This window comes from Streptomyces sp. NPDC001822 (assembly GCF_042892135.1).
Taxonomy (GTDB): domain Bacteria; phylum Actinomycetota; class Actinomycetes; order Streptomycetales; family Streptomycetaceae; genus Streptomyces.
Genome location: NZ_JBIATW010000004.1, coordinates 115,636 through 140,944 on the forward strand (window position 1 = coordinate 115,636; position 25,309 = coordinate 140,944).

At 71.5% G+C, this 25,309-nt stretch carries 22 protein-coding genes; 12 read left to right on the top strand and 10 right to left on the bottom strand.

Translation table 11 applies throughout. The annotated features are described in order from the left end of the window. The first annotated feature begins 40 nt into the window (after window positions 1-40). The 3 genes from ACFYY2_RS11305 to ACFYY2_RS11315 all read left to right on the top strand — a co-directional run bounded on the left by ACFYY2_RS11305 (window position 41) and on the right by ACFYY2_RS11315 (window position 2,335). A complete protein-coding gene (locus tag ACFYY2_RS11305) occupies window positions 41-1,228 on the top strand; it encodes an acyl-CoA dehydrogenase family protein (RefSeq protein ID WP_388740329.1) in 1,188 nt (395 codons plus the stop codon). Window positions 1,229-1,339: 111 nt separating this feature from the next. Next, the gene (locus tag ACFYY2_RS11310) at window positions 1,340-1,630 is read left to right on the top strand and encodes a YiaA/YiaB family inner membrane protein (protein ID WP_388740331.1); all 291 of its coding nucleotides are present in this window, start codon (window positions 1,340-1,342) and stop codon (window positions 1,628-1,630) included. 81 nt (window positions 1,631-1,711) lie between these two features. Next, window positions 1,712-2,335, top strand: a complete 624-nt coding sequence (locus tag ACFYY2_RS11315; protein ID WP_388740334.1) for a TetR/AcrR family transcriptional regulator — start codon at window positions 1,712-1,714, stop codon at window positions 2,333-2,335. Window positions 2,336-2,371: 36 nt separating this feature from the next. On the opposite strand, the gene ACFYY2_RS11320 is transcribed toward ACFYY2_RS11315, so the two are convergent. After that, complete coding sequence (locus ACFYY2_RS11320) at window positions 2,372-2,833, bottom strand: MaoC family dehydratase (RefSeq protein ID WP_388740336.1); 462 nt, start codon at window positions 2,831-2,833, stop codon at window positions 2,372-2,374. Window positions 2,834-3,269: 436 nt separating this feature from the next. On the opposite strand from ACFYY2_RS11320, the gene ACFYY2_RS11325 reads away from it, so the two are divergent. After that, window positions 3,270-4,616 (top strand): MFS transporter, encoded by a 1,347-nt coding sequence (locus tag ACFYY2_RS11325; protein ID WP_388740338.1) that lies wholly within the window; start codon window positions 3,270-3,272, stop codon window positions 4,614-4,616. 105 nt (window positions 4,617-4,721) lie between these two features. Further along, window positions 4,722-5,195, top strand: coding sequence for a redox-sensitive transcriptional activator SoxR (gene soxR, locus ACFYY2_RS11330; RefSeq protein ID WP_388740341.1), 474 nt, complete (start codon window positions 4,722-4,724; stop codon window positions 5,193-5,195). A 105-nt stretch (window positions 5,196-5,300) separates the two neighbouring features. On the opposite strand, the gene ACFYY2_RS11335 is transcribed toward soxR, so the two are convergent. After that, window positions 5,301-5,915, bottom strand: a complete 615-nt coding sequence (locus ACFYY2_RS11335) for a hypothetical protein (protein WP_388740344.1) — start codon at window positions 5,913-5,915, stop codon at window positions 5,301-5,303. 221 nt (window positions 5,916-6,136) lie between these two features. Here ACFYY2_RS11335 and ACFYY2_RS11340 point away from each other — a divergent pair, with 221 nt between their 5' ends. Both ACFYY2_RS11340 and ACFYY2_RS11345 read left to right on the top strand, forming a co-directional pair. Further along, window positions 6,137-8,965, top strand: coding sequence for a penicillin acylase family protein (locus ACFYY2_RS11340; protein WP_388740346.1), 2,829 nt, complete (start codon window positions 6,137-6,139; stop codon window positions 8,963-8,965). Between the two features lie 188 nt (window positions 8,966-9,153). Further along, window positions 9,154-11,757, top strand: coding sequence for an N-acetylmuramoyl-L-alanine amidase (locus ACFYY2_RS11345; protein ID WP_388740349.1), 2,604 nt, complete (start codon window positions 9,154-9,156; stop codon window positions 11,755-11,757). 70 nt (window positions 11,758-11,827) lie between these two features. On the opposite strand, the gene ACFYY2_RS11350 is transcribed toward ACFYY2_RS11345, so the two are convergent. Next, entirely contained in the window at window positions 11,828-13,096 is a 1,269-nt protein-coding gene (locus ACFYY2_RS11350) for an exo-beta-N-acetylmuramidase NamZ domain-containing protein (RefSeq protein ID WP_388740352.1), read from the bottom strand. Between the two features lie 172 nt (window positions 13,097-13,268). Here ACFYY2_RS11350 and ACFYY2_RS11355 point away from each other — a divergent pair, with 172 nt between their 5' ends. The 3 genes from ACFYY2_RS11355 to ACFYY2_RS11365 are packed head-to-tail and all read left to right on the top strand — an operon-like array spanning window position 13,269 to window position 16,329. Beyond that, complete coding sequence (locus ACFYY2_RS11355; RefSeq protein ID WP_388740355.1) at window positions 13,269-14,033, top strand: SDR family oxidoreductase; 765 nt, start codon at window positions 13,269-13,271, stop codon at window positions 14,031-14,033. Then, window positions 14,030-15,697, top strand: a complete 1,668-nt coding sequence (locus ACFYY2_RS11360) for an AMP-binding protein (protein ID WP_388740357.1) — start codon at window positions 14,030-14,032, stop codon at window positions 15,695-15,697. The genes ACFYY2_RS11355 and ACFYY2_RS11360 overlap by 4 nt, the downstream gene beginning before the upstream one ends. Window positions 15,698-15,735: 38 nt before the next feature. Continuing rightward, entirely contained in the window at window positions 15,736-16,329 is a 594-nt protein-coding gene (locus tag ACFYY2_RS11365; protein ID WP_388740359.1) for a TetR/AcrR family transcriptional regulator, read from the top strand. Window positions 16,330-16,486: 157 nt separating this feature from the next. Here the strand turns inward: ACFYY2_RS11365 and ACFYY2_RS11370 are convergent, their stop codons facing one another. Next, window positions 16,487-17,128: a DUF642 domain-containing protein gene (locus tag ACFYY2_RS11370; RefSeq protein WP_388740362.1), complete on the bottom strand. Its 642-nt coding sequence runs from the start codon at window positions 17,126-17,128 to the stop codon at window positions 16,487-16,489. A 388-nt stretch (window positions 17,129-17,516) separates the two neighbouring features. Between ACFYY2_RS11370 and ACFYY2_RS11375 the strand changes: the two genes are divergently transcribed. Beyond that, the gene (locus ACFYY2_RS11375; RefSeq protein ID WP_388740365.1) at window positions 17,517-18,824 is read left to right on the top strand and encodes a M28 family metallopeptidase; all 1,308 of its coding nucleotides are present in this window, start codon (window positions 17,517-17,519) and stop codon (window positions 18,822-18,824) included. Window positions 18,825-18,864: 40 nt separating this feature from the next. On the opposite strand, the gene ACFYY2_RS11380 is transcribed toward ACFYY2_RS11375, so the two are convergent. The 6 genes from ACFYY2_RS11380 to ACFYY2_RS11405 all read right to left on the bottom strand — a co-directional run bounded on the left by ACFYY2_RS11380 (window position 18,865) and on the right by ACFYY2_RS11405 (window position 23,418). Further along, on the bottom strand, window positions 18,865-20,079 hold the full coding sequence (locus ACFYY2_RS11380) for an acyl-CoA dehydrogenase family protein (RefSeq protein WP_388740367.1): 1,215 nt from the start codon (window positions 20,077-20,079) through the stop codon (window positions 18,865-18,867). Between the two features lie 7 nt (window positions 20,080-20,086). Further along, complete coding sequence (locus tag ACFYY2_RS11385) at window positions 20,087-21,109, bottom strand: phosphotransferase family protein (protein WP_388740370.1); 1,023 nt, start codon at window positions 21,107-21,109, stop codon at window positions 20,087-20,089. Between the two features lie 177 nt (window positions 21,110-21,286). Next, on the bottom strand, window positions 21,287-21,598 hold the full coding sequence (locus tag ACFYY2_RS11390) for a DUF202 domain-containing protein (RefSeq protein ID WP_388740372.1): 312 nt from the start codon (window positions 21,596-21,598) through the stop codon (window positions 21,287-21,289). Then, on the bottom strand, window positions 21,595-21,990 hold the full coding sequence (locus tag ACFYY2_RS11395; RefSeq protein ID WP_327120225.1) for a DUF202 domain-containing protein: 396 nt from the start codon (window positions 21,988-21,990) through the stop codon (window positions 21,595-21,597). The genes ACFYY2_RS11390 and ACFYY2_RS11395 overlap by 4 nt, the downstream gene beginning before the upstream one ends. Continuing rightward, a complete protein-coding gene (locus tag ACFYY2_RS11400; RefSeq protein WP_388740375.1) occupies window positions 21,987-22,514 on the bottom strand; it encodes an NUDIX hydrolase in 528 nt (175 codons plus the stop codon). Before ACFYY2_RS11400 ends, ACFYY2_RS11395 begins: the two co-directional genes overlap by 4 nt. Continuing rightward, window positions 22,501-23,418 carry a DMT family transporter gene (locus tag ACFYY2_RS11405; protein ID WP_388740377.1) on the bottom strand — a complete coding sequence of 306 codons (918 nt, stop codon included), beginning with the start codon at window positions 23,416-23,418 and terminating at the stop codon, window positions 22,501-22,503. The genes ACFYY2_RS11400 and ACFYY2_RS11405 overlap by 14 nt, the downstream gene beginning before the upstream one ends. 147 nt (window positions 23,419-23,565) lie before the next feature. Between ACFYY2_RS11405 and ACFYY2_RS11410 the strand changes: the two genes are divergently transcribed. After that, the gene (locus ACFYY2_RS11410; protein WP_388740379.1) at window positions 23,566-25,221 is read left to right on the top strand and encodes an FAD-binding dehydrogenase; all 1,656 of its coding nucleotides are present in this window, start codon (window positions 23,566-23,568) and stop codon (window positions 25,219-25,221) included. The last annotated feature ends 88 nt before the right edge of the window (window positions 25,222-25,309 follow it).

The window sequence follows — 25,309 nt, forward strand, 5'->3', positions numbered from 1 at the left end:
CAAAAACTAGCAGTGCTAATTAAAAGTGGGGTGTCGCAGGATGAACCTGGAGCTGAGCGAGGAGCAGGAAGCCGTCCGGCAGCTCGCCGAGGACTTCGTCGTACGGGAGATCACCCCGCACGTCGTCGCGTGGGACCGTGCCGAGAGTGTCGACAAGTCGATCGTGAAGAAGCTCGGCGCCCTGGGCTTCCTGGGGCTGACGATTCCCGAGGAGTACGGCGGCTCCGGCGGCGACCACCTCGCGTACTGCCTGGTCACCGAGGAGCTCGGGCGCGGGGACTCCTCGGTGCGCGGCATCGTGTCCGTATCGCTCGGCCTGGTCGCCAAGACGATCGCGTCCTGGGGGAGCGAGGAGCAGAAGCGCCGGTGGCTGCCGCCGCTCACCGCGGGCGACGCCGTGGGCTGCTTCGGTCTCACCGAACCGGGCACGGGCTCCGACGCCGGCAACCTCACCACCCGTGCCGTGCGGGTCCGAGGGGCTGCCTCCGGGTCGAGCGGAGACGGCAGCGAGGGAGAGTACGTCCTCAACGGCACCAAGATGTTCATCACCAACGGCACCTGGGCCGACGTGGTCCTGCTCTTCGCCCGCACCGGTGACGCGCCCGGGCACCGGGGGATCTCCGCGTTCCTGGTGCCGGCCGACTCCCCGGGCCTGACCCGGCGCACGGTCCACGGCAAGCTCGGGCTGCGCGGCCAGGCCACCGCCGAACTGGTGCTTCAGGACGTCCGCGTCCCCGCCTCGGCCATGCTGGGCCCCGAGGGGAAGGGCTTCTCCGTCGCCATGTCCGCCCTGGCCAAGGGGCGGATGTCGGTCGCCGCGGGCTGCGTCGGGATCGCCCAGGCGGCACTGGACGCGGCGGTGCGCTACGCGGGCGAGCGCGAGCAGTTCGGCAAGCCGATCGCGAGCTACCAGCTGGTCCAGGAGCTCATCAGCGACATCTCCGTGGACGTCGACGCCGCCCGCATGCTGACCTGGCGCGTGGCCGACCTCGTCGACCGGGGGAAGGATTTCGCCACCGCGGCGTCGACGGCCAAGCTGTTCGCCTCGGAGGCCGCGGTGCGCGCCGCGAACAACGCCCTCCAGGTCTTCGGCGGCTACGGCTACATCGACGAGTACCCCGTCGGCAAGCTGGTCAGGGATGCCCGCGTGATGACCCTGTACGAGGGCACCAGCCAGATCCAGAAGCTCATCATCGGCCGCGCCCTGACGGGTGTCTCCGCCTTCTGAGCGGTGCGGCTCCGGCGGCCGGTCCCCCGTGGGCCGGCCCCGCCCGCCTGAGTACCCACTGAGTACGCCGACGGATGCCCGCGTCCTGCGGCGCGGTGGATGCTGTGGCACATGAGTGAGACAACATCGGTCAAGCAGCAGAACACCGCCGCCTTCTACGGCCAGGCCGTCCTCTCCTTCGCCGTGGCGGCGGGGGCCGTGGCCCTCGGCATCTTCTTCCTCGACGCCGACGCCTGGGTGCGGGCCTTCCTCGCCATCGGCGTCCTCTACCTCATCACCTCGTGCTTCACCCTCGCCAAGGTCATCAGGGACCGGCAGGAGGAGGGCCGGATCGTCAGCAGGGTCGACCAGGCCCGGCTGGAGAAGATCCTCGCCGAGCACGACCCCTTCCAGAAGCTCTGACGATCTCCGTCCGACGGTCTAAGCGCTTGCTCAGGTTCGCGGTATGGTGTTCGTCCTGCCAGCGGAAAGGGGCACGTGGCGATGAGCACGGCGGAGCAGACCGACGGCGAGAACGCGCCGTGGAGCGAGGTCACGCCCGAGGCGGCCAGGCGGCTGCTCGTCGCGGCCGTCGAGGCGTTCGCCGAGCGCGGCTACCACGCGACCACCACCCGGGACATCGCCGGCCGTGCGGGGATGAGTCCGGCCGCTCTCTACATCCACTACAAGACGAAGGAAGAGCTGCTCCACCGGATCAGCCGGATCGGTCACGACCGCGCGCTGCTCCTCCTGGAGACGGCCGCGGGCAGCGGCGGCACCGCGTCCGAGCGGCTCGCCGACGCGGTGCGGTCCTTCGTCAGCTGGCACGCCGAGCGGCACACGACGGCCCGGGTCGTGCAGTACGAGCTGGAGGCTCTGGCCGAGGAGCACCGCACGGAGATCGTCGCCCTGCGCCGCAGGACCGACGCCGTGGTGCGCCGCATCATCGGTGAGGGTGTCGAGGCCGGCGAGTTCGACGTCCCCGACGTACCGGGAACCACGCTGGCCGTGCTCTCGCTCTGCATCGACGTCGCGCGCTGGTTCAACGCGCAGGGCAGCCGGACCCCCGAGGAGGTCGGCACGCTCTACGCGGACCTGGTCCTGCGGATGGTCGGCGCCCGGAAGTGACGCCGGGCCCCCCGGGGGCCCGGCGCCGCCCGCCGCTCAGAAGTAGTAGCGCGACACGGACTCCGCGACACAGGCGGGCTTGTCGCCGCCCTCGCGTTCGACGGTGACGAGGGCGGTCACCTGGACGCCGCCGCCGGCCTCCTGGACGTCCTTGACGACCGCGGTGGCGCGCAGCCGCGAACCGACGGGGACGGTCGAGGGGAAGCGGACCTTGTTGGTCCCGTAGTTGATGCCCATCTTCGCCCCCTCCACCCGCAGGATCTGCGGGACGAGCACCGGCAGCAGCGACAGCGTCAGGTAACCGTGCGCGATCGTCGTGCCGAAGGGGCCGGCCGCGGCGCGCTCCGGGTCCACGTGGATCCACTGGTGGTCGCCGGTGGCTTCGGCGAACTGGTCGATCCGCTTCTGCTCGATCTCCAGCCAGTCGCTGTGACCGAGTTCCTGGCCCACTCCGTCCCGCAGCTCCTGAGCGGACGTGAAGATCTTCGGCTCTGCCATGTTCCTGGTCCCTGCCTTCCGGCTGTCTGCCGCCATGTCCGGGCAATGTCTAAGCGCTTGCTCAGCATGCTGGGGGCGCGCGCTCCTGTCAACGACGGTCCGGGGGGTCCGGGCACGGTCACCGGGCCCCGGCAGCGGCCGTCCGCCGGAGCCGCCGGCCGGCTCGTCGGGCGGGAGCACCGCGGATCACCGGAGTCCGAGGAGGGAAATCCGGCAACCGCGCGCGCGACGCGCCCAGTTCGCCGCAGGCATGGCCCTCGGGGAGATCCGCCGAACCTGCTTCCTCCCCCTCGGCCCGAGCCGTACAGTGATCGCCGCGATGCTCGCGCACGATGCCGTGGACCTTCCGTGCGGCGGATCGTGCCCCACCTCGGGACGCCGTCCTCGCCGGACCTCCGGCAAGGACCGGGCACCCTCGGCGCAGAGATGAAGTGCGGTGTCGGACGACCTCATAACAAAGCAGAAGCAGGAGCAGGCCGCGGCCGGCCGCGGGAAGGAGTCCTTCAGGGGGACCGGGTTCCTGCGCCTATGGTCGGGCGAGACGGTGTCCCTGGCCGGCACCGAAGTGACCTTCATGGCCATCGGGATCGCCGCGGCCACCACCCTCGCGGCGACCCCGTGGCAGATGGGTGTCCTGGAAGCCGCGGAGTCCGCGGCCGTCCTCCTGCTCGGTCTGTCCGCGGGCGTCTGGGCGGACCGCTACGAGCGCCGCCGCATCATGCTGGTCGCCAACCTGGCGCGCTGCGTACTGATCCTCTCCGTCCCCTTGCTGTACTGGCTGGACGCGCTGTCGATGCCCGTGCTCTACGCGGTCGTCTTCCTCGTCGGCGCGCTGACCCTGCTCTTCGACAGCGCGATGTCGGCGTACCTGCCGCGCCTGCTGCCACGCAGCCGGCTGGAGCGCGCCAACTCCTGGATGGAGGCCAGCACCTCGGTCGGTTCGGTCGCGGGTCCGGGACTCGCCGGGATGCTCATCCAGGTCATGAGCGCACCGGTCGCGCTGCTCGTCGACTCCGTCTCGTACCTGGTCAGTTACCTCACCCTGGCCCGGCTGCCCAAGGCCCCGCCGTCCGCCGACCCGGACGCCCCGGACTCCGAGCCGCGGGAGTCTCACCGGCGGGCCGTGCTCAAGGGGCTGCGCCTGCTGCGCGTCGACCGCATCCAGCGACCGATGATCCTGGCCGCCGCGCACTTCAACATCTTCCACACCATGTTCTTCGCCGTGCACACCCTCTTCGTGCTGCGCGTGCTCGGCTTCAGCCCCGGCCTTCTCGGCGCGACCAGCATGGCCGGCGGTGTCGCCGGCCTTCTCGGCGCGTCCTTCACCCCGGCCCTCACCCGTCTCCTGGGCCAGGGCCGCACCCTGATCATCGTCTACGCGGCCCCCGGTGTCTCGGCGCTCCTGGTGCCGCTCGCCGACCACGCGGGTCACCGGGCCGTCGCCATCGCCCTGGTCTCGGCGTCCACCTTCACCTGGACGTTCGCCGTCGTGGTCAATCTGGTCATCAGCGAGACGGTCAAACAGGCTCTGGTCCCCGACCACCTGCTGGGCCGGGTCACCGCCACGACTCGCTTCGTCAGCTGGGGGGTCCAGCCGGTGGGCGCCCTCGTCGGCGGCTGGCTCGGCGGCAGGCTGGGGCTCTTCGAGGTGATGCTCATCTCGGCGGCGGGCTTGTTCACCTCCGCGCTGTGGCCGCTCCTCAGCCCGGTACGCGGTCTCGTCTCCGTGCCCGGGGACGATGAGACGGCGAACGGCGGGAACGACGGCGGAGGAACTCCGTGACCGGGCCACCGTTCCGGTGCGCAGGGCCTGAAACCGTCCCTGGGCCCCGCCGGCGACGGGGCACGGGCCCCTCGCGCGGGCGGTGAGGGCCGTAGGGTTCGAGGGGTGCCCCAGATCCCGCAGACACTTCACGAGCTCACGGTCGGCCAGCTCTCCGCGCGCAGCGGCGCCGCCGTCTCGGCCCTGCACTTCTACGAGTCCAAGGGCCTGATCAGCAGCAGTCGCACCAGCGGCAACCAGCGCCGTTACACCAGGGACGCCCTGCGCAGGGTGGCTTTCGTGCGGGCGGCCCAGCGGGTGGGCATCCCGCTGGCCACCATCAGGGACGCGCTGGCCGAACTGCCCGAGGAACGCACGCCGAACCGCGAGGACTGGGCGCGGCTCTCCCGGGCGTGGCGCTCGGAACTCGACGAACGCATCGAGCAGCTGGGGCGGCTGCGCGACCACCTCACCGACTGCATCGGCTGCGGATGCCTGTCGCTGGAGACCTGCGTGCTGTCCAACCCCGACGACGTGTTCGGCGACCGGCTCACCGGATCGCGCCTCATGCCGGAAAAGGGCACGGCGAAGCGCCCCTGAGCGCGCCGGGCTCCGTGCGGCGTGCTCCGCGTGCGTGCGCGACGGTCCCGCGCGGGGCTGCCCGCGCGCACGCGCCTCGGGCGGCGGGTGTCTCCGGGAGGGCACTCAGGCCGCCGACGCCGCCAGGTTCCTGGTCCGCGCACCCCGGGCCCTGGCCAGCGCGCCCGCCGTCAGGACGGGCCGGGGAACCACGATCCCGCACCGTGTGCAGACCGGGCCGGCCCCGGGTTCGCGGTCCAGGTCCTGCCGCCAGACGATTCCGGTCCCGGTGCAGACCGGACACGCGGTGCCGGGCTCGGCACCGAGGGCCGAGATCAGCCGGCCCAGCACCTCGGCCAGGGGCGCGCTCGGGTGGACCTCCGGATCGTCGCAGTGCGCGATCCCGTATCCGCCCCAGGTCCTGCGGTGCCAGTCGTCGAATGTGCCGGGCCTGCGCAGCCCGTCGTGCTTCTCACGGCGCCGCCGCTCGGCGAAGCCCGTCTCGTACACGAGCCAGACGGCCCGTGCCTCCTCCAGTTCCTCCAGCGCGTGGATCAGTCGCGCCGGGTCGGGGGCCCGGTCCTCGGGCCCGAACCCGTGCCGGGCGCACAGGTGATCCCAGGTCGCCCGGTGACCGTACGGGGCGAATCGCTCCAGGCATTTGCGCAGCGAGTACCGCCGCAAAGCCAGATCGCCCCGTGGATCGCGGACCTGTCTCGCAAGACTCCGGAAACCGGCCATGGCACTGCCACCTCCGTCGCTCGTACTTCGGCGTCAAGGGATGGACGTACGACTGCCCGATTCGGCTCCATCGAAAGGTGAAATGCGTCCACGGATCGAGACGGTGCCTGTGAGGCGGTGCACAGGCGTGTGGCGATTCGGAAAAAGTGACTGATGTTCATCTTACCGGCGGGGCGTACCGCCAGTAACCTCCGGCGCATCGGCCACCCGGAGGAGCACGCATGCCCCCACGCACCCGCACGCTCACAGCCGCCGCAGTCGCGGCCGTTCTCGCTCTCGGCACGTCCCTGCTCGCCTCGGCGCCCGTCGCCGGAGCCGCGCAGCCGAAACCCCTCGCCGTCACCGACCACTGCGCGAACCAGTGCGCGGACATCCTGCCGCCCGGCGAGAACGGCAACGCGACCCTCGTCGAGATCCTCGGCAACAAGGCGTTCGGCACGCACCCCGCACACAGCGACGACCAGCTCGACCGTTACAACGGCCTGGTCGCGGGCCACACCGGCCTCACCGACCAGAAGCTGACCGACTTCTTCAACGACGCCTCCTTCGGAGTCGCCGCGAACCAGGTGGAATCCGTCATCTCGCCACGCGAGGACGTCACCATCACCCGCGACAAGAAGAGCGGCGTGCCGCACATCAAGGGCACCACCCGCTACGGCACCGAGTTCGGCGCGGGGTTCGCCGCAGGCCAGGACCGGCTGTGGCTGATGGACCTCTTCCGGCACATCGGGCGCGGCGAGCTGACCTCGTTCGCCGGCGGGGCCCTGGCCAACCAGGGGCTGGAACAGCAGTTCTGGCCGCAGGCCCCGTACACCGAGGCGGATCTCGAAGCCCAGGTCGAGCGCATCAGGGCCACCGAGGGCGCGCTCGGCGAGCAGGCGATGGCCGACGCGCAGGCCTACGTCGACGGGATCAACGCCTACCGGGTCAAGTCGAAGAACGGCCGCTACTTCCCCGGCGAGTACGTCCTCACCGGCAAGATCGACTCGATCACGAACGTGGGCGAGATCCAGCCGTTCAAACTGACCGACCTGATCTCGATCGCCTCCGTCGTCGGCGGGCAGTTCGGCGGGGGAGGGGGCGGCGAGGTCCAGGCCGCGCTCTCGCTGCTCGCCGCCCAGCAGAAGTACGGCGTCGAGGAGGGCACCCGGGTCTGGGAGTCCTTCCGCCAGCGCAACGACCCCGAGGCCGTCCTCACCGTCCACGACGGCACCTCGTTCCCGTACGCGGGCAAGCCCGACAACGCCCGCGGCACCGCGCTGCCCGACCCGGGCTCCGTCACCCCCGAGCCGCTCATATACGACCGCACCGGATCGGCGGGCAGCAACCGGAAGGCGCCCGTCGACGCACCGGCCGCACTGAAACCGGTGCAGGGCGTGTTCGACGACGGCGTGATACCCGAGGGGTCGCTCCCCGGATCCGGCGACGGCGCCCAGAAGCGGGGCATGTCCAACGCCCTCCTGGTGTCCGGCAAGCACACCGCGAGCGGCAACCCGATCGCCGTCATGGGCCCCCAGACCGGCTACTTCGCACCACAGCTGATGATGCTCCAGGAGCTGCAGGGCCCGGGCATCAGCGCCCGCGGCGTCTCCTTCGCCGGAGTCGGCATGTACATCCAGATGGGCCGGGGCCAGGACTACGCCTGGAGCGCCACCTCCGCCGCCCAGGACATCACCGACACCTACGCCGTCGAGCTCTGCGAGCCCGACGGGTCCACGCCCACCAAGGACTCCGCGCACTACCGCTTCCGGGGCGCCTGCGCGGCGATGGAGAAGCTGGAACGCAGCAACTCCTGGAAGCCCACCGTCGCCGACTCCACCGCCAAGGGCTCCTACCGGATGCAGGTGTGGCGCACCGACTACGGCATCGTCACCCACCGCGCCACGGTCGGTGGCAAGCCCGTCGCCTACACCTCGCTGCGCACCACCTACCGCCACGAGGCCGACTCGATCATCGGCTTCCAGCTGCTCAACGACCCCGCGTACGTGACGGACGCGGCCTCCTTCCAGCGGGCGGCGAGCCACATCGACTACGCCTTCAACTGGTTCTACGCGGACTCGCGCACCGCGGCCTACTACAACAGCGGCATGAACCCGGTGCGCGCCGCCGGCGTCGACGCCGCTCTGCCCGTCAAGGCCGAGCAGGCGTACGAGTGGCGGGGCTACGACCCGGCGGCCAACACCACCGACTACACCCCGTTCGCCGAACACCCGCAGTCCAGCGGCCAGGACTACTACATCTCGTGGAACAACCGGCAGGCCAAGGACTACTCCACGGCGGCGTTCGGATTCGGCGCCGTGCACCGGGGCGACCTCCTCGACGACCGGGTCTCCGCACTGGTCGAGGCCGGCGGCGTGACCCGCGCCTCCCTCACCCGTGCCATGGCCGAGGCCGCGCTCACCGACCTGCGCGGTGAGCAACTGCTGCCCGAACTGCTGAAGGTGCTGCGCTCCCAGCCCGTCACCGACCCGGCGCTCAACACGGCGGTGCAGCAGCTGGACTCGTGGCGGGCCGCCGGGGCGCAGCGCAAGGAGACCAGCCCCGGATCGCACACGTACACGCACGCCGACGCGGTACGGATCATGGACGCGTGGTGGCCGAAGCTGGTCGAGGCGGAGTTCCGTCCCGGGCTGGGCGACGGCCTCTGGACCGCGCTCACCGCGAACCTGGCCACGGACGAGTCCCCGGCCGCGAGCCACGGCCCGAGCGGCGCGCACAGCGGCTCCGCGTTCCAGTACGGCTGGTGGGGCTTCGCCGACAAGGACCTGCGCCAGGTCCTCGGGCAGACCGTCAAGGGGCCGCTGGCGAAGACGTACTGCGGGGGCGGCGACCTCGGCGCCTGCCGTGCCGCACTGCTCGCCACCCTGAAGGACGCGGTTGCCGTGCCCGCGGCCACGGTCTACCCGGGTGACGACAGCTGCAAGGCCGGCGAGCAGTGGTGCACCGACTCGATCGTGCACCGTCCGCTGGGCGGCATCTCGCACAAGTCGATCCACTGGCAGAACCGGCCGACGTACCAGCAGGTCGTGGAGTTCCCCTCCCACCGCTGAGCGGCACCCGCAGCACCCGGTCGTTATCTGACGCATCAACAGAAATGCCTCCCTGTACCGCTGTTGTTCACGGCGGTACGGGGAGGCGCGTTCCCGGGGGAGCCGGATACCCGCGGGCGTCCGGGGCCTTGGGGCCGTAGGATGCGCAGTTCGATCAAGCTGCATCAAGGGGTGGGGACAACTTGAGAGTGAATCGGGTACGCGGGACGGCTGTGGCCGCCGCACTCGGAGTCATCGCCGTTCTGGGGTTCCAGAACGCGGCGAACGGCGCCGCCGCCGAAGACCCGCGGAACGAAGGCCTGCCGGCCGCATACAGTGCCGCGGCGGACCGGGACGGCCCGGTCAGGAGCGAGGTGCACCGGCTCGCCCTGAAGTCAGAGGGGCGGGGAGAGGCCGCCCTCTCACGGCGTATGACGCAGCCGTTCGGCATGCTGGGCGTGTCCTGGCCCGACGCCGACGCCGAGGTCGACGGCAGGATCGAGGCGAGGACCCGCAGCGCGGAGACCGGGGAATGGTCCGACTGGATCACCCTGGAGCCGTACCGGCCCGGCCTCGACGGCGAACGTCCCTCCGAGCGCGGCTCCACCGAGCCCGTCTGGGTCGGCCGCTCCGACGGCGCCGAGGTGCGGGTCGGCGACGGCGCGGCCTCCGGCACCCTTCCGGCCGGGCTCCGGCTCGACATGATCGACCCGGTGGCCGGCGGGAGTCCGGCACGGGACGGGGCCGCGGCCTCAGCACCCTCTGCGGTCGACCCGGGCCCCCCGTCGACGGTTCCTCAGCCGCCGGTCGTCACCCGTGCCCAGTGGGGTGCCGACGAGTCGCTGAACGACGAGGGTCCGACCTACCTCGAGAAGGGCGTCATCAAGGCCGTCTTCGTCCACCACACCACGGACGGGGCCTACAACTGCGCCGACTCCGCGGCCGTCGTGCGGGCCCTGCACGTCTACCACGTGAAGACGAACGGCTGGCGCGACCTCGGCTACAACTTCCTGGTCGACAAGTGCGGGGCGATCTTCGAGGGGCGTCAGGGCGGCATCGACCAGCCCGTCATGGGCGCGCACACCTACGGCTTCAACAGCGAGTCGACCAGTGTCGCGATCATCGGCGACTACACGGCCGCCGGTGCGTCGGCCGCCGCTCTCGAGGCGACCGCGCGGGTCGCGGCGTACAAGCTCGGGCAGTACGGCGGTGACCCGGCCGGCGAGACCACCCTGGTGGCCGGCGCCACGCAGAAGAACTACGCCGGCAAGGACTTCGTCGCCGGGCAGTCGTACTCCTTCGGGCAGATCTCGGGACACCGGGACGGATTCAACACCGAATGTCCCGGGATGAAGCTCTACCCGCAGCTTCCGGCCATCCGCACGCTGGCCGCCGGACCCGTGCAGGCGCTCAAGGTCACGTCGGTCGGAGGCGGGGCGTTCGCCGTCGACTCCGGCTACGAGACCCCCGGTCCCGTCTCGCTGAACTGGTCCACGGACACCCCGAGTTCGCTCATCAGCGGCTTCGAGCTCCTTGTCGACGGCCGCACCGTGGCGACCGTCGCGGGCAGTGCCCGCTCCGCGTCCACGACACTCGTCCCGGGCGCCCACAGGATCGAGGTGAAGGCCGTGCACCAGTCGGGCAGGACCGCCGTCACCTCAGCGGTGAACGTGAACGTCCCGAGCCCGAAGAAGTTCGTACCCGTGACCCCCGAGCGCGTGATGGACACCCGCGCGGGCCTCGGGGTGCCGAAGGCGCCGGTCGGCGCGGACGGAGTGGTCACGCTTCAGGTGACCGGTTCCAACGGCATCCCGTCCACCGGCGTCGGCGCCGTCGTGCTGAACGTGACGGCGACGAACGTGACCGGGACGACGAGTTACGTGTCGGTCTATCCGGACGGCACGACGAGGACCAGCGCGTCGAACCTGAACCTGGTGAAGGGGCAGACGGCTCCGAACCTGGTGATCGTGCCGGTCGTGAACGGCAGGGTGAGCTTCTACAACCGCTCCGGCACCCTGGACCTGATCGCGGACGTCACCGGCTACTTCACCTCGGTCGGTGAGGGGGCCACGCACGTCAACCTGGGTCCGAAGCGTCTGATGGACACGCGTGCGGGTCTGGGTGTGCCGAAGGCGCCGGTCGGTGCGGACGGTGTGGTGACCCTGCAGGTCGCCGGTGTCGACGGTGTGCCGGCGGAGGGTGTCACGGCGGTCGTGCTGAACGTGACGGCGACGAACGTGACCGGGACGACGAGTTACGTGTCGGTCTATCCGGACGGCACGGAACGCACCAGCGCGTCGAACCTGAACCTCGTGCAGGGGCAGACCGCTCCGAACCTGGTGATCGTGCCGGTCGTGAACGGCAGGGTGAACTTCTACAACCGCTCCGGCACCCTGGACCTGATCGCCGACATCACCGGCTACTTCGCCTCCGGCGACGGTGGCGCCTCGCACGTCAACCTGGGTCCGAAGCGAGTGATGGACACGCGTGCGGGTCTGGGTGTGCCGAAGGCGCCGGTCGGTGCGGACGGTGTGGTGACCCTGCAGGTCGCCGGTGTCGACGGTGTGCCGGCGGAGGGTGTCACGGCGGTCGTGCTGAACGTGACGGCGACGAACGTGACCGGGACGACGAGTTACGTGTCGGTCTATCCGGACGGCACGGAACGCACCAGCGCGTCGAACCTGAACCTCGTGAAGGGCGAGACGGCCGCGAATCTGGTGATCGTGCCCGTGGTGAACGGCAAGGTGAGCTTCTACAACCGTTCCGGCACCCTGGACCTGATCGCGGACGTCACCGGCTACTTCCGCAAGTGAGCTGACACGGAGGCGGGGTGGTACGGGACGCCCCGCACCACCCCGCCTCCGTGCGCCGCCGGCCGGCCGCTCACCGGTACAGCAGGTACTCCCGCCGCGTCTTCCGGAACGCCGCCAGGTCGGCCTGCCACGCCCCCACGACCTCGTCGGTGCCGGCCCCCGCGTCGATCATCGTGCGCACCCGCGTGTTGCCCGAGAGCCGGTCGATCGCGTTGTCGGGACGCCAGCCGAAGCCGCTCCAGGTCCGCTTCGCCGTCACCAGCAGGCCGATCCCGGTGCGCACCGGGTCGAAGACCTCCCGGTCCTGGACGTGCACCTGCACCCCGCCCACCGTCTTCCCCTGGAACTTGGAGAACGTCGGCGTGAAGTAGGCCTCGCGGAACGCCACCCCGGGCAGCTCCAGCGCGTTCGCGGCGGCCGCCCAGCGGTGGTCGACGCCTTCCGCTCCCAGCAGCTCGAAGGGCCGCGTCGTGCCCCGGCCCTCGGACAGGAGCGTGCCTTCGAACAGACACGTACCCGAGTAGACCAGCGCCGTCTCCGGGGTCGGCATGTTGGGGCTCGGCGGGACCCACGGCAGACCCGTCGCGTCGAAGAAGTCGCCGCGCCGCCACCCCGACATCTTCACGACGTCCAGCTCCACGGGGCGGTCCGCCAGGAACTCGGAGTTGAAGAGCAGCGCCAGCTCCGCGACCGTCATACCGTGCGCCTGGGAGATCTCCCGGCGGCCCACGAACGAGGCGAAGGCCCGGTCGAGCACGGGCCCCAGGGCGGCGCGGCCGGTGACCGGGTTGGGCCGGTCCAGCACGACGAACCGCTTGCCCGCGAGCGCCGCCGCCTCCATGCAGTCGTACAGCGTCCAGATGTACGTGTAGAAGCGGGCCCCCGCGTCCTGGATGTCGAACACCACGGTGTCGACCCCGGAGGCCGTGAAGATGTCGGCGAGCGCCTGCCCGCTCTTCAGATACGTGTCGTAGACCGGGAGCCCCGTCGCGGGGTCGTCGTAGCGCCCCTCGGAACCGCCCGCCTGCGCCGTCCCGCGGAAGCCGTGCTCGGGTCCGAAGACCGCGGTCAGGTTCACCCGGTCGTCGGGGTGCATCACGTCGACGATGTGCCGGACGTCCGAGGTGATCCCGGTCGGGTTCGTGACGATGCCGACCTTCTCCCCGGCCAGCATCCGGTAACCGTCGGCGGCCAGCCGGTCGAAGCCGGTGCGGACACCGCCGCGCCCGGCTCCGTGCCCCCGGCCCGCCGCCGCGGCCGTCCCTGGCCCGGCCGCGGCGGCCGCGAGGGCCCCGATCGCTCCGCCGGCGGCCAGCACACCACGCCTGGACAGGGTCATTCCACTACCTCCATGATCGCGACGACTGCCATGGTCAGGCACGCTAGCGCGGGTGTGGTCTACACGGAACGCCTGGGACTGGGCAGATTCCCAGTCCTGCCCCAGGCCCCTTCCCGGATCACATACCGACTGGTTAGTCTGCCGGGTAGGACGGACGGGAAAGGCGGGACCGATGAGTACGGTGCAGGGCGCAGGAGTAGTGGTGACCGGAGCCGGAGGCGGCATCGGAGCCGCCCTGGCCCGCAGATTCGCCGCGGAGGGCGCTCGGGTCGTCGTCAACGACCTGAAGGCGGACCGGGTCCAGGCCCTCGCGGAGGAGATCGGCGGCACCGTCGTGGCCGGCGACGCGTCCACGGTCGTGGACGCCGCACGCGAAGCCCTCGGCGGCACGGTGGACGTCTACTGCGCCAACGCCGGTCTCGCCTCGGGAGGCGACGCCTTCGCCGACGAGGAGGTGTGGGCGGCGGCCTGGGACGTCAACGTGATGGCGCACGTCCGCGCGGCAAAGGCCCTGCTGCCGGACTGGCTGGAGCGCGGCAGCGGCCGTTTCGTCTCCACCGCGTCGGCGGCGGGTCTGCTCACGATGATCGGGGCGGCTCCGTACAGCGTGTCCAAGCACGGCGCCGTCGCCTTCGCCGAATGGCTCTCCCTGACCTACCGGCACCGCGGCGTCAAGGTCCACGCGATCTGCCCCCAGGGGGTGCGCACGGACATGCTCGCGGCCGCCGGATCGGCCGGGGACCTCGTCCTCGCGCCCACCGCGATCGAACCGGAAGCGGTCGCCGACGCGCTGTTCGAGGCCATGGAGCAGGACCGCTTCCTGGTGCTGCCGCACCCGGAGGTGGCCGGCTACTACCGCGCCCGGGCCAAGGACCCCGACCACTGGATCGGGAGCATGAACCACCTGCAGCAGAAGTGGGAGGAGGCCGGAGCATGACCGAGTCGATCTACGCGGCGAAGCCCTGGACGGCACTGCTCAGCGAGGCCCAGCTGGCCCCCGTGCACCCCGCCGAGACCGTGGTGCACGCCTTCCGCGCCGCCGTCGGGCGGGCCCCGGAGCACACCGCGCTCGCCTATTTCGACGGACGCATCGGCTACCGCGAGGCCGACGCGCTCTCGGACTCCGTGGCCGGACACCTGGCGGCCGGGGGACTGGAGCGCGGCGACCGGGTGGCGATCATGCTGCAGAACACCCCGCACTTCGTGATCGCCCTGCTCGGCGCCTGGAAGGCCGGAGCGACGGTCGTGCCGCTGAACCCGATGTACAAGTCCGGCGAGGTCGGGCACGTGCTGAAGGACGCGCAGGCCGCCGCGCTGATCTGCTCCGACCGGGCCTGGGCGTCCTACCTGCGGGCCACGGCCGAGGCCGCCCCGGCCGTGCGGATCGCGGTCACCGCCTGCGAGCTCGACCTCCAGTCGGCCGACGACCCGCGCGTCCTGAACGTCGAGCGGATGCCCGCGCCCGGCCCGGACGACTGGGCCGACGACCTGCTGGACGTGGCCCGCCGGGGCCTCGCCGCCCCCGCGGACCGGGAACTCACCGCCGCCGACACCGCCCTGATCAGCTACACGTCCGGGACGAGCGGCACCCCCAAGGGCGCCATGAACTCCCACGGCAACATCATGGTCAACGCGGAGCGGCAGCGCGCCGGCCACCCCATCGCCGAGGGTTCGGCCTACTTCGCCCTCGCACCGCTCTTCCACATCACGGGCATGGTGTGCCAGCTCGCCGCCTGCATCGCGAACGCCGGAACCCTGGTCCTCGCCTATCGCTTCGAGGCCGGCGTCGTCCTGGAGGCCTTCGCCGAGCACCGCCCCGCCTACACCGTGGGCCCCTCGACCGCCTTCATGGCGCTCGCGGCTCACCCGGACGTCACCCGGGAGCACTTCGCCTCGTTCCAGGTGATCTCCTCCGGCGGCGCCCCCCTGCCGCCGGCGCTGGTCGAGAAGTTCCGCGAGGGCTTCGGCCCGTACATCCGCAACGGCTACGGGCTCACCGAGTGCACCGCGCCCTGCGCCTCCGTGCCACCGGAGCACGAGGCGCCCGTAGACCCCGTGTCCGGAACCCTGTCGGTCGGCGTCCCCGGGCCCGACACGCTGGTGCGGATCATCGACGAGAAGGGCGACGACGTCCCGTTCGGCGAGCAGGGCGAGATCGCCGTACGCGGTCCGCAGGTCGTCTCCGGCTACTGGAACCTGCCCGAGGCCACCGAGGCGGCCTTCCCCGGCGGGGAACTGCGCACCGGCGACATCGGCTTCATGGACTCCGCGGGCTGGCTGTACGTCGTCGACCGCAAGAAGGACATGATCAACGCCTCCGGATTCAAGGTCTGGCCGCGCGAGGTGGAGGACGTCCTCTACACCCACCCGGCCGTGCGCGAGGCCGCCGTCGTGGGTGTCCCCGACGCCTACCGCGGCGAGACGGTCCGGGCCTACGTCAGCCTGCGCCCGGGAGCCGTGGCGGACGGCGCCGAGCTCGGCGCGTACTGCAAGGAGCGGCTGGCCGCGTACAAGTACCCCCGCGAAGTGGAGATCCTGACCGAACTTCCCAAGACGGCGAGTGGGAAGATCCTGAGGCGGGAACTGCGTTCCCCCCGGTAGAACGGTTCACGCGCGGTACGAGAGGGCAGGTGGCGGCAATGGCCAAGGCGACGGACGGGGACGGTGTGCCCGTCCCCCAGAGGCTGCTGGCCGCCGCCACCCGCCTCTTCGCGGAGCGCGGCTACGACCGCACCTCCGTCCAGGAGATCGTCGAGGCGGCGGGGGTCACCAAGGGCGCCCTTTACCACTACTTCGGCTCCAAGGAGGACCTCCTCCAGGAGGTCTACGCCCGGGTGCTGCGGCTCCAGCAGGAGCGCCTCGACGCGTTCGCCGACGCCGAGGCGCCCGTCGAGGAGCGACTGAGGGACGCCGCCGCCGACGTCGTCGTCACGACCATCGACAACCTCGACGACGCCTCGATCTTCTTCCGCTCCATGCACCACCTGAGCCCGGAGAAGAACAAGCAGGTGCGGATCGAACGCCGCCGCTACCACGAGCGCTTCCGGGCGCTGATCGAGGAGGGGCAGCGGTCGGGGGTCTTCTCCTCCGCGACCCCGGCCGACCTGGTCGTCGACTACCACTTCGGCTCGGTGCACCACCTCTCCACGTGGTACCGCCCGGACGGCCCGCTCACCCAGCAGGAGGTCGCCGGCCACCTGGCGGACCTGCTGCTGCGGGCGCTGCGTCCCTGAAGGTCCCCTGGTGCCCGCCCCGCCGCCGGAAGCCGGCGCATGACGAGGGGCCGCCCGCCCGGTCAGCCGGGCGCGCGCGTTGCTGACCGGCCGGGCTCGTCATCGGGCCGTCGGCGCTGCGGGCTCCGCAGGACCGTGTGTCCCCGGCGATCCGGCATCAGGAGACGGGCGGACAGAGCACCAGCAGACAGCTCTGGACCCGCACGTCGTCGATGACGGGTCCGCCGACCCCGGGACTGGTGCCGGCGAAGGTGAGGGTGACGGAGTTCTTCAGGAGGTTGGTGAAGACGGCGGTCTGCCGGGTCCAGCCCATGTTCCGGAAACCGTGGCCCGTGATGTCGAAGGCGAACGTCTTCACCGGGACGCCGTCGACCCTGAGTTCACCCGTCTTCAGCGCGGGAGCCCACGCGGGGTTGCCCGCCAGCTGGAAACTGACGACGTACGAGGTCAGGGGGTGCGTCGATATCTCCTGCGAGACACTGCCGGACATGCTGCCGTTGAGGTCCAGCGACTGGCTGCCCTCGGCGGCGTCCCACAGGCGGTCGGAGGTGAGGTCCACGCTGTGGCCGCCCGCTGTCCAGGGGCCGACGGCCTGTTCGCCGAGGTAGGTGGTGAAGGGGGACGGAGCAGGGACGACGGGCGTCTCGAAGCCTCCGCCGGCGATGTCCGGCACGGTGGTGTGCGTCTTCGTGTCGTGCGTCCTCGCGTCGTTCGGGTGGGCGACCGCGGTGGTCGAGGCGGCGGCCAGCAGGAGGGCCGCGGCGGACAGGGAAGCGGCCGACAGGCGGAGCGGGAGCATGGTGGGCCTCTCGTTTCACGCTACGTGGACTTCGTGGGCGGGGCTGCCCGGCTGCGAGCCCATTCGGAGTGTGCGGCCACCGGCGCACCCCGCCAAGAGGCCTGACGACGGCGCGTGAAGCGCGCTGAGCAGGCAGAACACCACGGCTGAGCGCCCCCGGCGCGTGGCCTGCCGTCAGACGCTCCGGCACACGCGTGAGTCGGCTCCAGGAGATGTGGTGTCCGGTCAGCGAACGCTCCTGTCCGAATCCCACCCTTGACGGTACTCGGTCATCTACCCGAGCATCGGGGGCGCGCTTCCAGCCCTACCGCTCCAGGTCCAGGGCCGTGCACCGCCCTGGGACCCCCCGCACGTTCCGTCAGTCCCCGAACGGAATCCGGAGCCCTCGATGAGACCTGTCAGACGCACACTCCTGCCCGCCGCTGCGGTCGCCGCCGCTGCTCTGCTGGCGACCGCCGCGCCTGCCGTCCAGGCCGCACCCGCGAAGGTCGCGGCCGCCCCCGACATACCGCTCGCCAACGTCAAGGCGCACCTCACCCAGCTGCAGTCGATCGCCACCGCCAACGGCGGCAACCGGGCCCACGGGCGCACCGGTTACAAGGCGTCCGTCGACTACGTGAAGGCCAAGCTGGACGCGGCCGGATACACCACCGCGCTCCAGCAGTTCACCTCCGGCGGCGCCACCGGCTACAACCTCATAGCCGACTGGCCGGGCGGTGATCCGAACAGCGTCCTCATGGCCGGCTCGCACCTCGACTCGGTGACCTCCGGGGCCGGGATCAACGACAACGGTTCCGGATCGGCGGCGGTGCTCGAAACCGCCCTCGCGGTCTCCCGGGCACAGCTCGCGCCCGACAAGCACCTGCGCTTCGCCTGGTGGGGAGCCGAGGAGCTGGGCCTCGTCGGATCGAAGTACTACGTCAACAACCTGGCCTCCACCGAGCGTTCCAAGCTCGCCGGCTACCTCAACTTCGACATGATCGGCTCGCCCAACCCGGGCTACTTCGTCTACGACGACGACCCGGTCATCGAGCAGACCTTCAAGGACTACTACGCGGGTCTGTCGATACCCACGGAGATCGAGACCGAGGGCGACGGGCGTTCCGACCACGCCCCGTTCAAGAGCGCGGGCGTCCCGGTGGGCGGCCTGTTCTCGGGGGCGGACTACACGAAGACGAGCGCGCAGGCCCAGAAGTGGGGCGGCACGGCCGGCCAGTCCTTCGACCGCTGCTACCACTCGTCGTGCGACACGACGACGAACATCAACGACACGGCCCTCGACCGCAACAGCGACGCGGTGGCCCACGCGGTGTGGACCCTGTCCGCCGGGACGGTCACCCCGCCGACCGGGACGGTCTTCAGCAACGCCGCCAACTTCAACGTGCCCGACAACGGCGCCGCGGTGACCTCGCCGGTCGCGGTGACCGGGCGCACGGGCAACGCCCCGTCCGCGCTGAAGGTCGGTGTGGACATCAAGCACACCTACCGCGGTGACCTCGTCGTCGACCTCCTCGCCCCCGACGGCACGGCCTACCGGCTGAAGAACTCCAGCAGCAGCGACTCCGCCGACAACGTGATCGCGACGTACACGGTCAACGCGTCGAGCGAGGTCGCCAACGGCACCTGGAAGCTCCAGGTCAGGGATGTCGCCGCGCAGGACACGGGTTACATCGACAGCTGGCAGCTCACCTTCTGACCCGAGGGGGAGGCGCTCCACGGGCGCCTCCCCCACCGGTTCAGAGGTACTTCTTGATCTCCCGCCGCGCCAGCGACCGCTGGTGCACCTCGTCGGGGCCGTCCGCCAGCCGCAGCGTCCGCGCCGAGGCCCAGAGTTCGGCCAGCGGAAAGTCCTGGCTGACACCCCCGGCGCCGTACAGCTGGACCGCCCGGTCGAGGATGTCGCAGACCGCGCGCGGGGTGGCGATCTTGATCGACTGGATCTCGGTGTGCGCCCCGCGGTTGCCCACCGTGTCCATCAGCCAGGCCGTCTTCAGCACCAGCAGCCGCAGCTGCTCCACCGTCACCCGGGCGTCCGCGATCCAGTTCTGGACGACGCCCTGCTGTGCGAGCGGCTTGCCGAAGGCGTTGCGGGCGACGGCCCGCCTGCACATCAGCTCGATCGCGCGCTCGGCCATCCCGATCAGCCGCATGCAGTGGTGGATACGGCCGGGACCCAGTCGGGCCTGGGCGATGGCGAAGCCGCCGCCCTCCTCGCCGACCAGGTTCGAGACCGGCACGCGGACGTCCGTGAACACGACCTCGGCGTGGCCTCCGTGCGAATGGTCCTCGTAGCCGTACACCCGCATCGCCCGCCGGACCTCCAGGCCCGGGGTGTCGCGCGGGACGAGGACCATCGACTGCTGGCGGCGGATGTCCTCGCCGTCCGGGTCCGTCTTGCCCATCACGATGAAGACCGCGCAGTCCGGGTTCATCGCCCCGGAGATGTACCACTTGCGCCCGTTGATCACATAGGAGTCGCCGTCGCGTGCGATCCGCGTCTCGATGTTCGTGGCGTCCGAGGAAGCCACCTCCGGCTCCGTCATCGCGAACGCCGAGCGGATCTCCCCGGCCAGCAGCGGCTCCAGCCACTGCTTCTTCTGCGCGTCCGATCCGAACTGGGAGAGCACCTCCATGTTCCCGGTGTCCGGGGCCGCGCAGTTCAGCGCCGTCGGTGCCAGATGAGGGCTGCGGCCGGTGATCTCGGCGAGCGGGGCGTACTGGAGGTTCGTCAGCCCGGCGCCGTACTCCGCGTCCGGGAGGAAGAGGTTCCACAGGCCCCGCCTGCGCGCCTCCGCCTTGAGGTCCTCGACGATCCGGGGGGTGTCCCACGGCGAGGCGAGCCGTGCGCGCTGCTCCTCGGCGACCTCCTCGGCGGGGTACACGTGCTCGTCCATGAACGCGAGCAGCCGGGTGCGCAGCTCCTCGGTACGGGCGTCGAATGCGAAGTCCACGGTGTGGTCAGCCTTCCTGGAGGGTGGTGAGGCCGTGCGCGATGAAGACGGGGACCAGGTCGCCGATGCGGTCGAAGCCCGCACCGACCGTCTGGCCCAGCGTGTAGCGGTAGTGGATGCCCTCGAGGATCACGGCGAGCTTGAACCACGCGAACGCCGTGTACCAGGAGATGGCGGAGGTGTCACGGCCGGAGCGCTCCGCATAGCGCGCGATCAGCTCGGCGGGGCCGGGGTGGCCCGCCGCTCCGCTGGTCGTGGAGACCGGTGACTCGGGCAGGTCCAGGTCGGAGCTGTACATCACCAGCAGGCCGAGATCCGTCAGCGGGTCGCCGAGCGTCGACATCTCCCAGTCCAGCACGGCCTTGATGCGGTCGTCGTCGCCGATCAGCACGTTGTCCAGGCGGTAGTCGCCGTGCACGACGGTGGGGGCGGCGGAGGCGGGGAGCTCCCGGCCGAGCGAGGCGTGCAGCTCGTCGATGCCGGGGAGTTCGCGGTTGCGGGACGCGTCCAGCTGCTTCCCCCAGCGCCGCAGCTGCCGGTCGAGGAAGCCGTCCGGGCGCCCGAAGCCGCCCAGGCCGACGCTCGCGGGATCCACCGCGTGCAGGTCGACCAGGGTGTCGACGAGCCCCAGGACCACGGCGCGGGTGCGTTCCGCGCCGAGTGGGGCGAGCTGCTCGGCGGTGCGGTACGGCGTCCCCTCGACGTACTCCATGACGTAGAAGGGCGCGCCGATGACCGAGTCGTCCTCGCAGAGCAGGAGCGGCCTCGGCACCGGGACCGCCGTCGGGTGCAGAGCGCTGATCACCCGGTGCTCGCGCTTCATGTCGTGGGCGGTGGCGAGGACGTGACCCAGCGGCGGCCTGCGCACGACCCACTGCCCGGAGCCGTCGGTGACGACGTAGGTGAGGTTCGAGCGTCCGCCCTCGACGACCCGTGCGTCGAGCGGCCCGCCGGCCAGCCCCGGCCGCTCACGGTCGAGATGGCCGCGCAGCAGGTCCAGGTCGAGACCTGGCGGGTGGACTGGGCTCATGGTGCGCACCTCCGGGGCGGTTGAACGATCGGCACCATGATGCCGACCAGTCGGTATGTCGTCCAGTGTCCGCCCGGAATCGGCCACGTGATCTCCGGCTCCCCGTGCCGGGTGCCGGCCGGCCCCTGGCGGTCCGCCGGGCGCCGTCGAGGGCCGGTGGCCCGGACGTGCGGCCGGTCAGAGGAGCGTGGCGACGCCGAACACCGCGAGCGCGACGGTGCACCCGGCCGCCGTCAGCGCCTGGCGCGGCGACAGGGGGACGGGCCGTGCGCTGCCCATGCCCGTGACCCGGCGGTGTGCCACCGCGAGGAAGCCCAGCCAGGCCGCCAGACTCAGCGCCACCGCGAGCACACCGGCCGGCCGCGCCCCGCCGTGCAGGGCCTGCCGGCCCGCCAGCAGACCCACCACGGTGCACGCCAGCGTGGTGCGCCGCCATGCGAGCCGCGTCCGTTCCGGCTGGAGACCCGGATCGCGCGGCGGTCCGGTCACCGGCCCTCCCAGCCGAACAGGACGACCACCACCATCGCGACCGCCACCACGGCGACGACCAGGCTCAGCAGCGCGGGGAAGCGTGATGCGGGCAGATCCTCGCCGCGCCGCATGGCCCGTTCGCACCTCACCCAGTGGTCCACCGCCCGGAGCGCGCAGAGCACCCCCGCCGCGAGCAGCCCGAGGGCGAGGCCCGCCCGGACGCCCCATGCCAGGTCCGGCAGGAACTGGTCGACCGCGAAACCGCCGCCGATCAGTGCGAGTGCGGTCCGGATCCAGGCCAGGAAGGTGCGCTCGTTGGCCAGGGAGAAGCGGTAGTCCGGTGTGTCCCCCTCCTCGCGGATCCGCTCCGGCGCGAACCACAGCCGCAGCCCCCGCACGAAGCCGCTCACCCGCGCGCGCCCGGCGAGCCCGCCCGGAAGGCCCGCAGCCGGTGGTACGTCTCCAGCCCGTCCGGCACCCAGGTCCAGCCGGACAGCCGCTCCGACAGCTCCGAGTCCGTCAGGAAGGTGTGCCAGGCGACCTCCTCGCGCTGCGGCAATACGGGCAGTTCGCAGCGCACCTCGTACACGTACGACCACCAGCTGTGCCCGTCGCCCTCGTAGAGGAACCTGAACAGCGGTGTCGGGCGGGGGAGCCCCGACACCCCCAGCTCCTCCTCGGCCTCACGCAGCGCGGCCGCGTCGTAGGACTCGCCGGCGCCGACGACGCCGCCGACGAACATGTCGTAGTGCGAGGGGAAGACGAGCTTCGTCGCCGTTCTGCGGTGCACGAACAGGCGGCCCGCGCCGTCCCGCGCCTCGATGAAGACGCAGCGGTGGCGCAGCCCGCGCGCGGTCGCCTCACCGCGTGTCGCCTGTCCGACGACCTCGTCGTTCTCGTCGACGATGTCCAGTAGCTCGTCAGCCGGATTCATGCCTTCCATCCAACATCAACCGGTCGGCGGCCGTGGAACCGTGCTTCTCCTTCCCCGCCGGCATGGCCGGGTGCAGCCCCAGCAGCACGATCCCGGCCACGATCGCCGCCAGCCCCGCGGCCTGCCAGGCCAGCGCCCCGGTGTCGGTGCGCACCTGGTCGCCGAGGAAGCCGATCCCGCAGACGATCCCGGCCAGCGGCTGGGCCGCGGTCAGCGCCGGCAGAGACATCCGCAGCGGGCCCGCCTCGAACGCGCTCTGGACGAGGATCAGGCTGGTCACACCCAGCACGACGAGGGCGTACGGCTGCCAGCCCGTGAACAGCGCCGCCCACCCGCCCTCCTCCAGCCGCAGGACGCAGACCCGGGTCAGGGCGTCCTGGAGCCCGTACAGCAGACCCCCCGCCAGGCCCAGCAGCGTGGGGGTCCACGGCATGCGCGGGTGTCTGGCGAAGGCGGTCAGGGCCAGCGCGAGCCCGACCACCAGACCGATCACCAGCCAGTGCCGGAGCGGTTCCGTCACCGCCTCGCCGCCGCGCGGCTGGCCGGCCAGCAGGAACGCGGTGACGCCGCCGGCCAGCAGCCAGAGACCGCCCCAGCCCTGGCGGCCGAGACGCTGTCCGGTGAGGAAGCGCGAGAGGGCGAGCGCGAAGAGCAGATTGGTGGCCAGCAGCGGTTCGACGACCGACACCTCGCCCCGCCCGAGCGCCAGTGCCCCCAGGACCATGCCGCAGATCATCAGGCCGATGCCGGCCAGCCAGCTCGGCACCCTCATCAGGTCCAGCAGCAGCCGGGGCGAGAGGAAATCGCTCGGCGGCGCGTGGCGGGCCGCGTCCTGCTGCAGGACGAAACCGAAGCCCGCACAGCACGCCGCAGCCACGGAAAGGGCGATCACCAGCAAGGACACGGTCCGACGATAGCCCTGCGGCTGTATCGGAGACGTGAAGCCGGCGTCGACCGGACGGTTGACGCGGGCGCGGCACGTACAGAAGATCTGACCCACAAGTAACTTCGCCCCGCCTCCCGCCCCGCACAGCCCCGAAGGATGGAACCCATGGCGTACGACGCTGATGTGATCGTGATCGGGGCAGGACTGGCGGGGCTCGTCGCCACCGCCGAGCTCGTCGACGCGGGCCGCACCGTCATCCTCCTCGACCAGGAGCCCGAGCAGTCCATCGGCGGGCAGGCGCACTGGTCCTTCGGCGGGCTCTTCCTCGTCGACTCGCCCGAGCAGCGCCGCATGCGGATCAAGGACAGCCGGGAGCTGGCCCTGCAGGACTGGTACGGCACGGCGGGCTTCGACCGCGAGGAGGACGACTGGCCGCGGCGGTGGGCCGAGGCGTACGTGGACTTCGCCGCGGGGGAGAAGCGGTCCTGGCTGCACGCCCAGGGGCTGCGCTTCTTCCCCGTCGTCGGCTGGGCGGAGCGCGGCGGCTACGACGCCACGGGGCACGGCAACTCCGTACCCCGCTTCCACATCACCTGGGGCACCGGTCCGGGGGTCGTCGCGCCCTTCGAGCGGCGGGTCCGCGAGGGCATCGCCAAGGGCCTCGTCCGGCCGCGCTTCCGCCACCGGGTGACCGGGCTCGGCCGCTCCGCCGGAGCGGTTGACACCGTCACCGGTGAGATCCTCGCGGACAGCGGCGCCGAGCGGGGCACCGCGAGCAGCCGCGAGGTCGCGGGGGCCTTCGAGCTGCGGGCCCAGGCCGTGATCGTCACCTCCGGAGGCATCGGCGGGAACCACGACCTCGTGCGCTCCCAGTGGCCCGAGCGGCTGGGTACCCCGCCGGAGAAGATGCTCTCCGGGGTCCCCGCCCACGTCGACGGGCTGATGCTGGGCATCGCGGAGAAGGCGGGCGCCCGCCACATCAACCGCGACCGCATGTGGCACTACACCGAGGGCATCGAGAACTGGGACCCGATCTGGGGCAAGCACGGCATCCGGATCCTGCCCGGCCCGTCCTCGCTCTGGCTGGACGCCCGCGGCAAGCGCCTGCCGGTGCCGCTCTTCCCGGGCTTCGACACGCTGGGCACCCTCGAACACATCATGCGGTCCGGGCACGGCTACACCTGGTTCGTCCTCGACCAGAAGATCATCGGCAAGGAGTTCGCCCTCTCGGGCTCCGAGCAGAACCCCGACCTCACGGGCAAGTCCGTCCGCGGTGTGATCGGCAGGGCGCGTGCCGACGTCCCCGCGCCGGTGCGGGCCTTCATGGACAAGGGCGCCGACTTCGTCGTGGAGAAGGACCTCGGCGCGCTCGTACGGGGCATGAACGCCCTCACCGGCGAGGGCCTGATCGACGAGGACGACCTGCGGCGCGAGATCACCGCCCGCGACCGCGAGATCGCCAATCCCTTCACCAAGGACCTGCAGATCACGGCGATCAACGGTGCCCGCTCCTACCTGGGCGACAAGCTGATCCGCACCGCGAAGCCGCACCGCATCCTCGACCCGGCCGCCGGTCCGCTGATCGCCGTCCGGCTCAACATCCTGACCCGCAAGTCGCTGGGCGGACTGGAGACCGACCTGTCCTCCCGGGTCCTCGCCGAGGACGGCGCCCCGCTGCCCGGGGTGTACGCGGCGGGAGAGGCGGCCGGCTTCGGCGGCGGCGGGGTGCACGGCTACCGGTCGCTGGAGGGGACGTTCCTGGGCGGCTGCATCTTCTCAGGCCGTGCCGCCGGCCGCGCGGCCGCCGAGGCCGTCGGCTGACGAACCGTGTGACGGGCGCTCCGCGTCCCCCCGTCGCGCGGCGGCTTCGCACCGCCTGGACCGGTGTGGCGGGCGTCCGGACCACGGC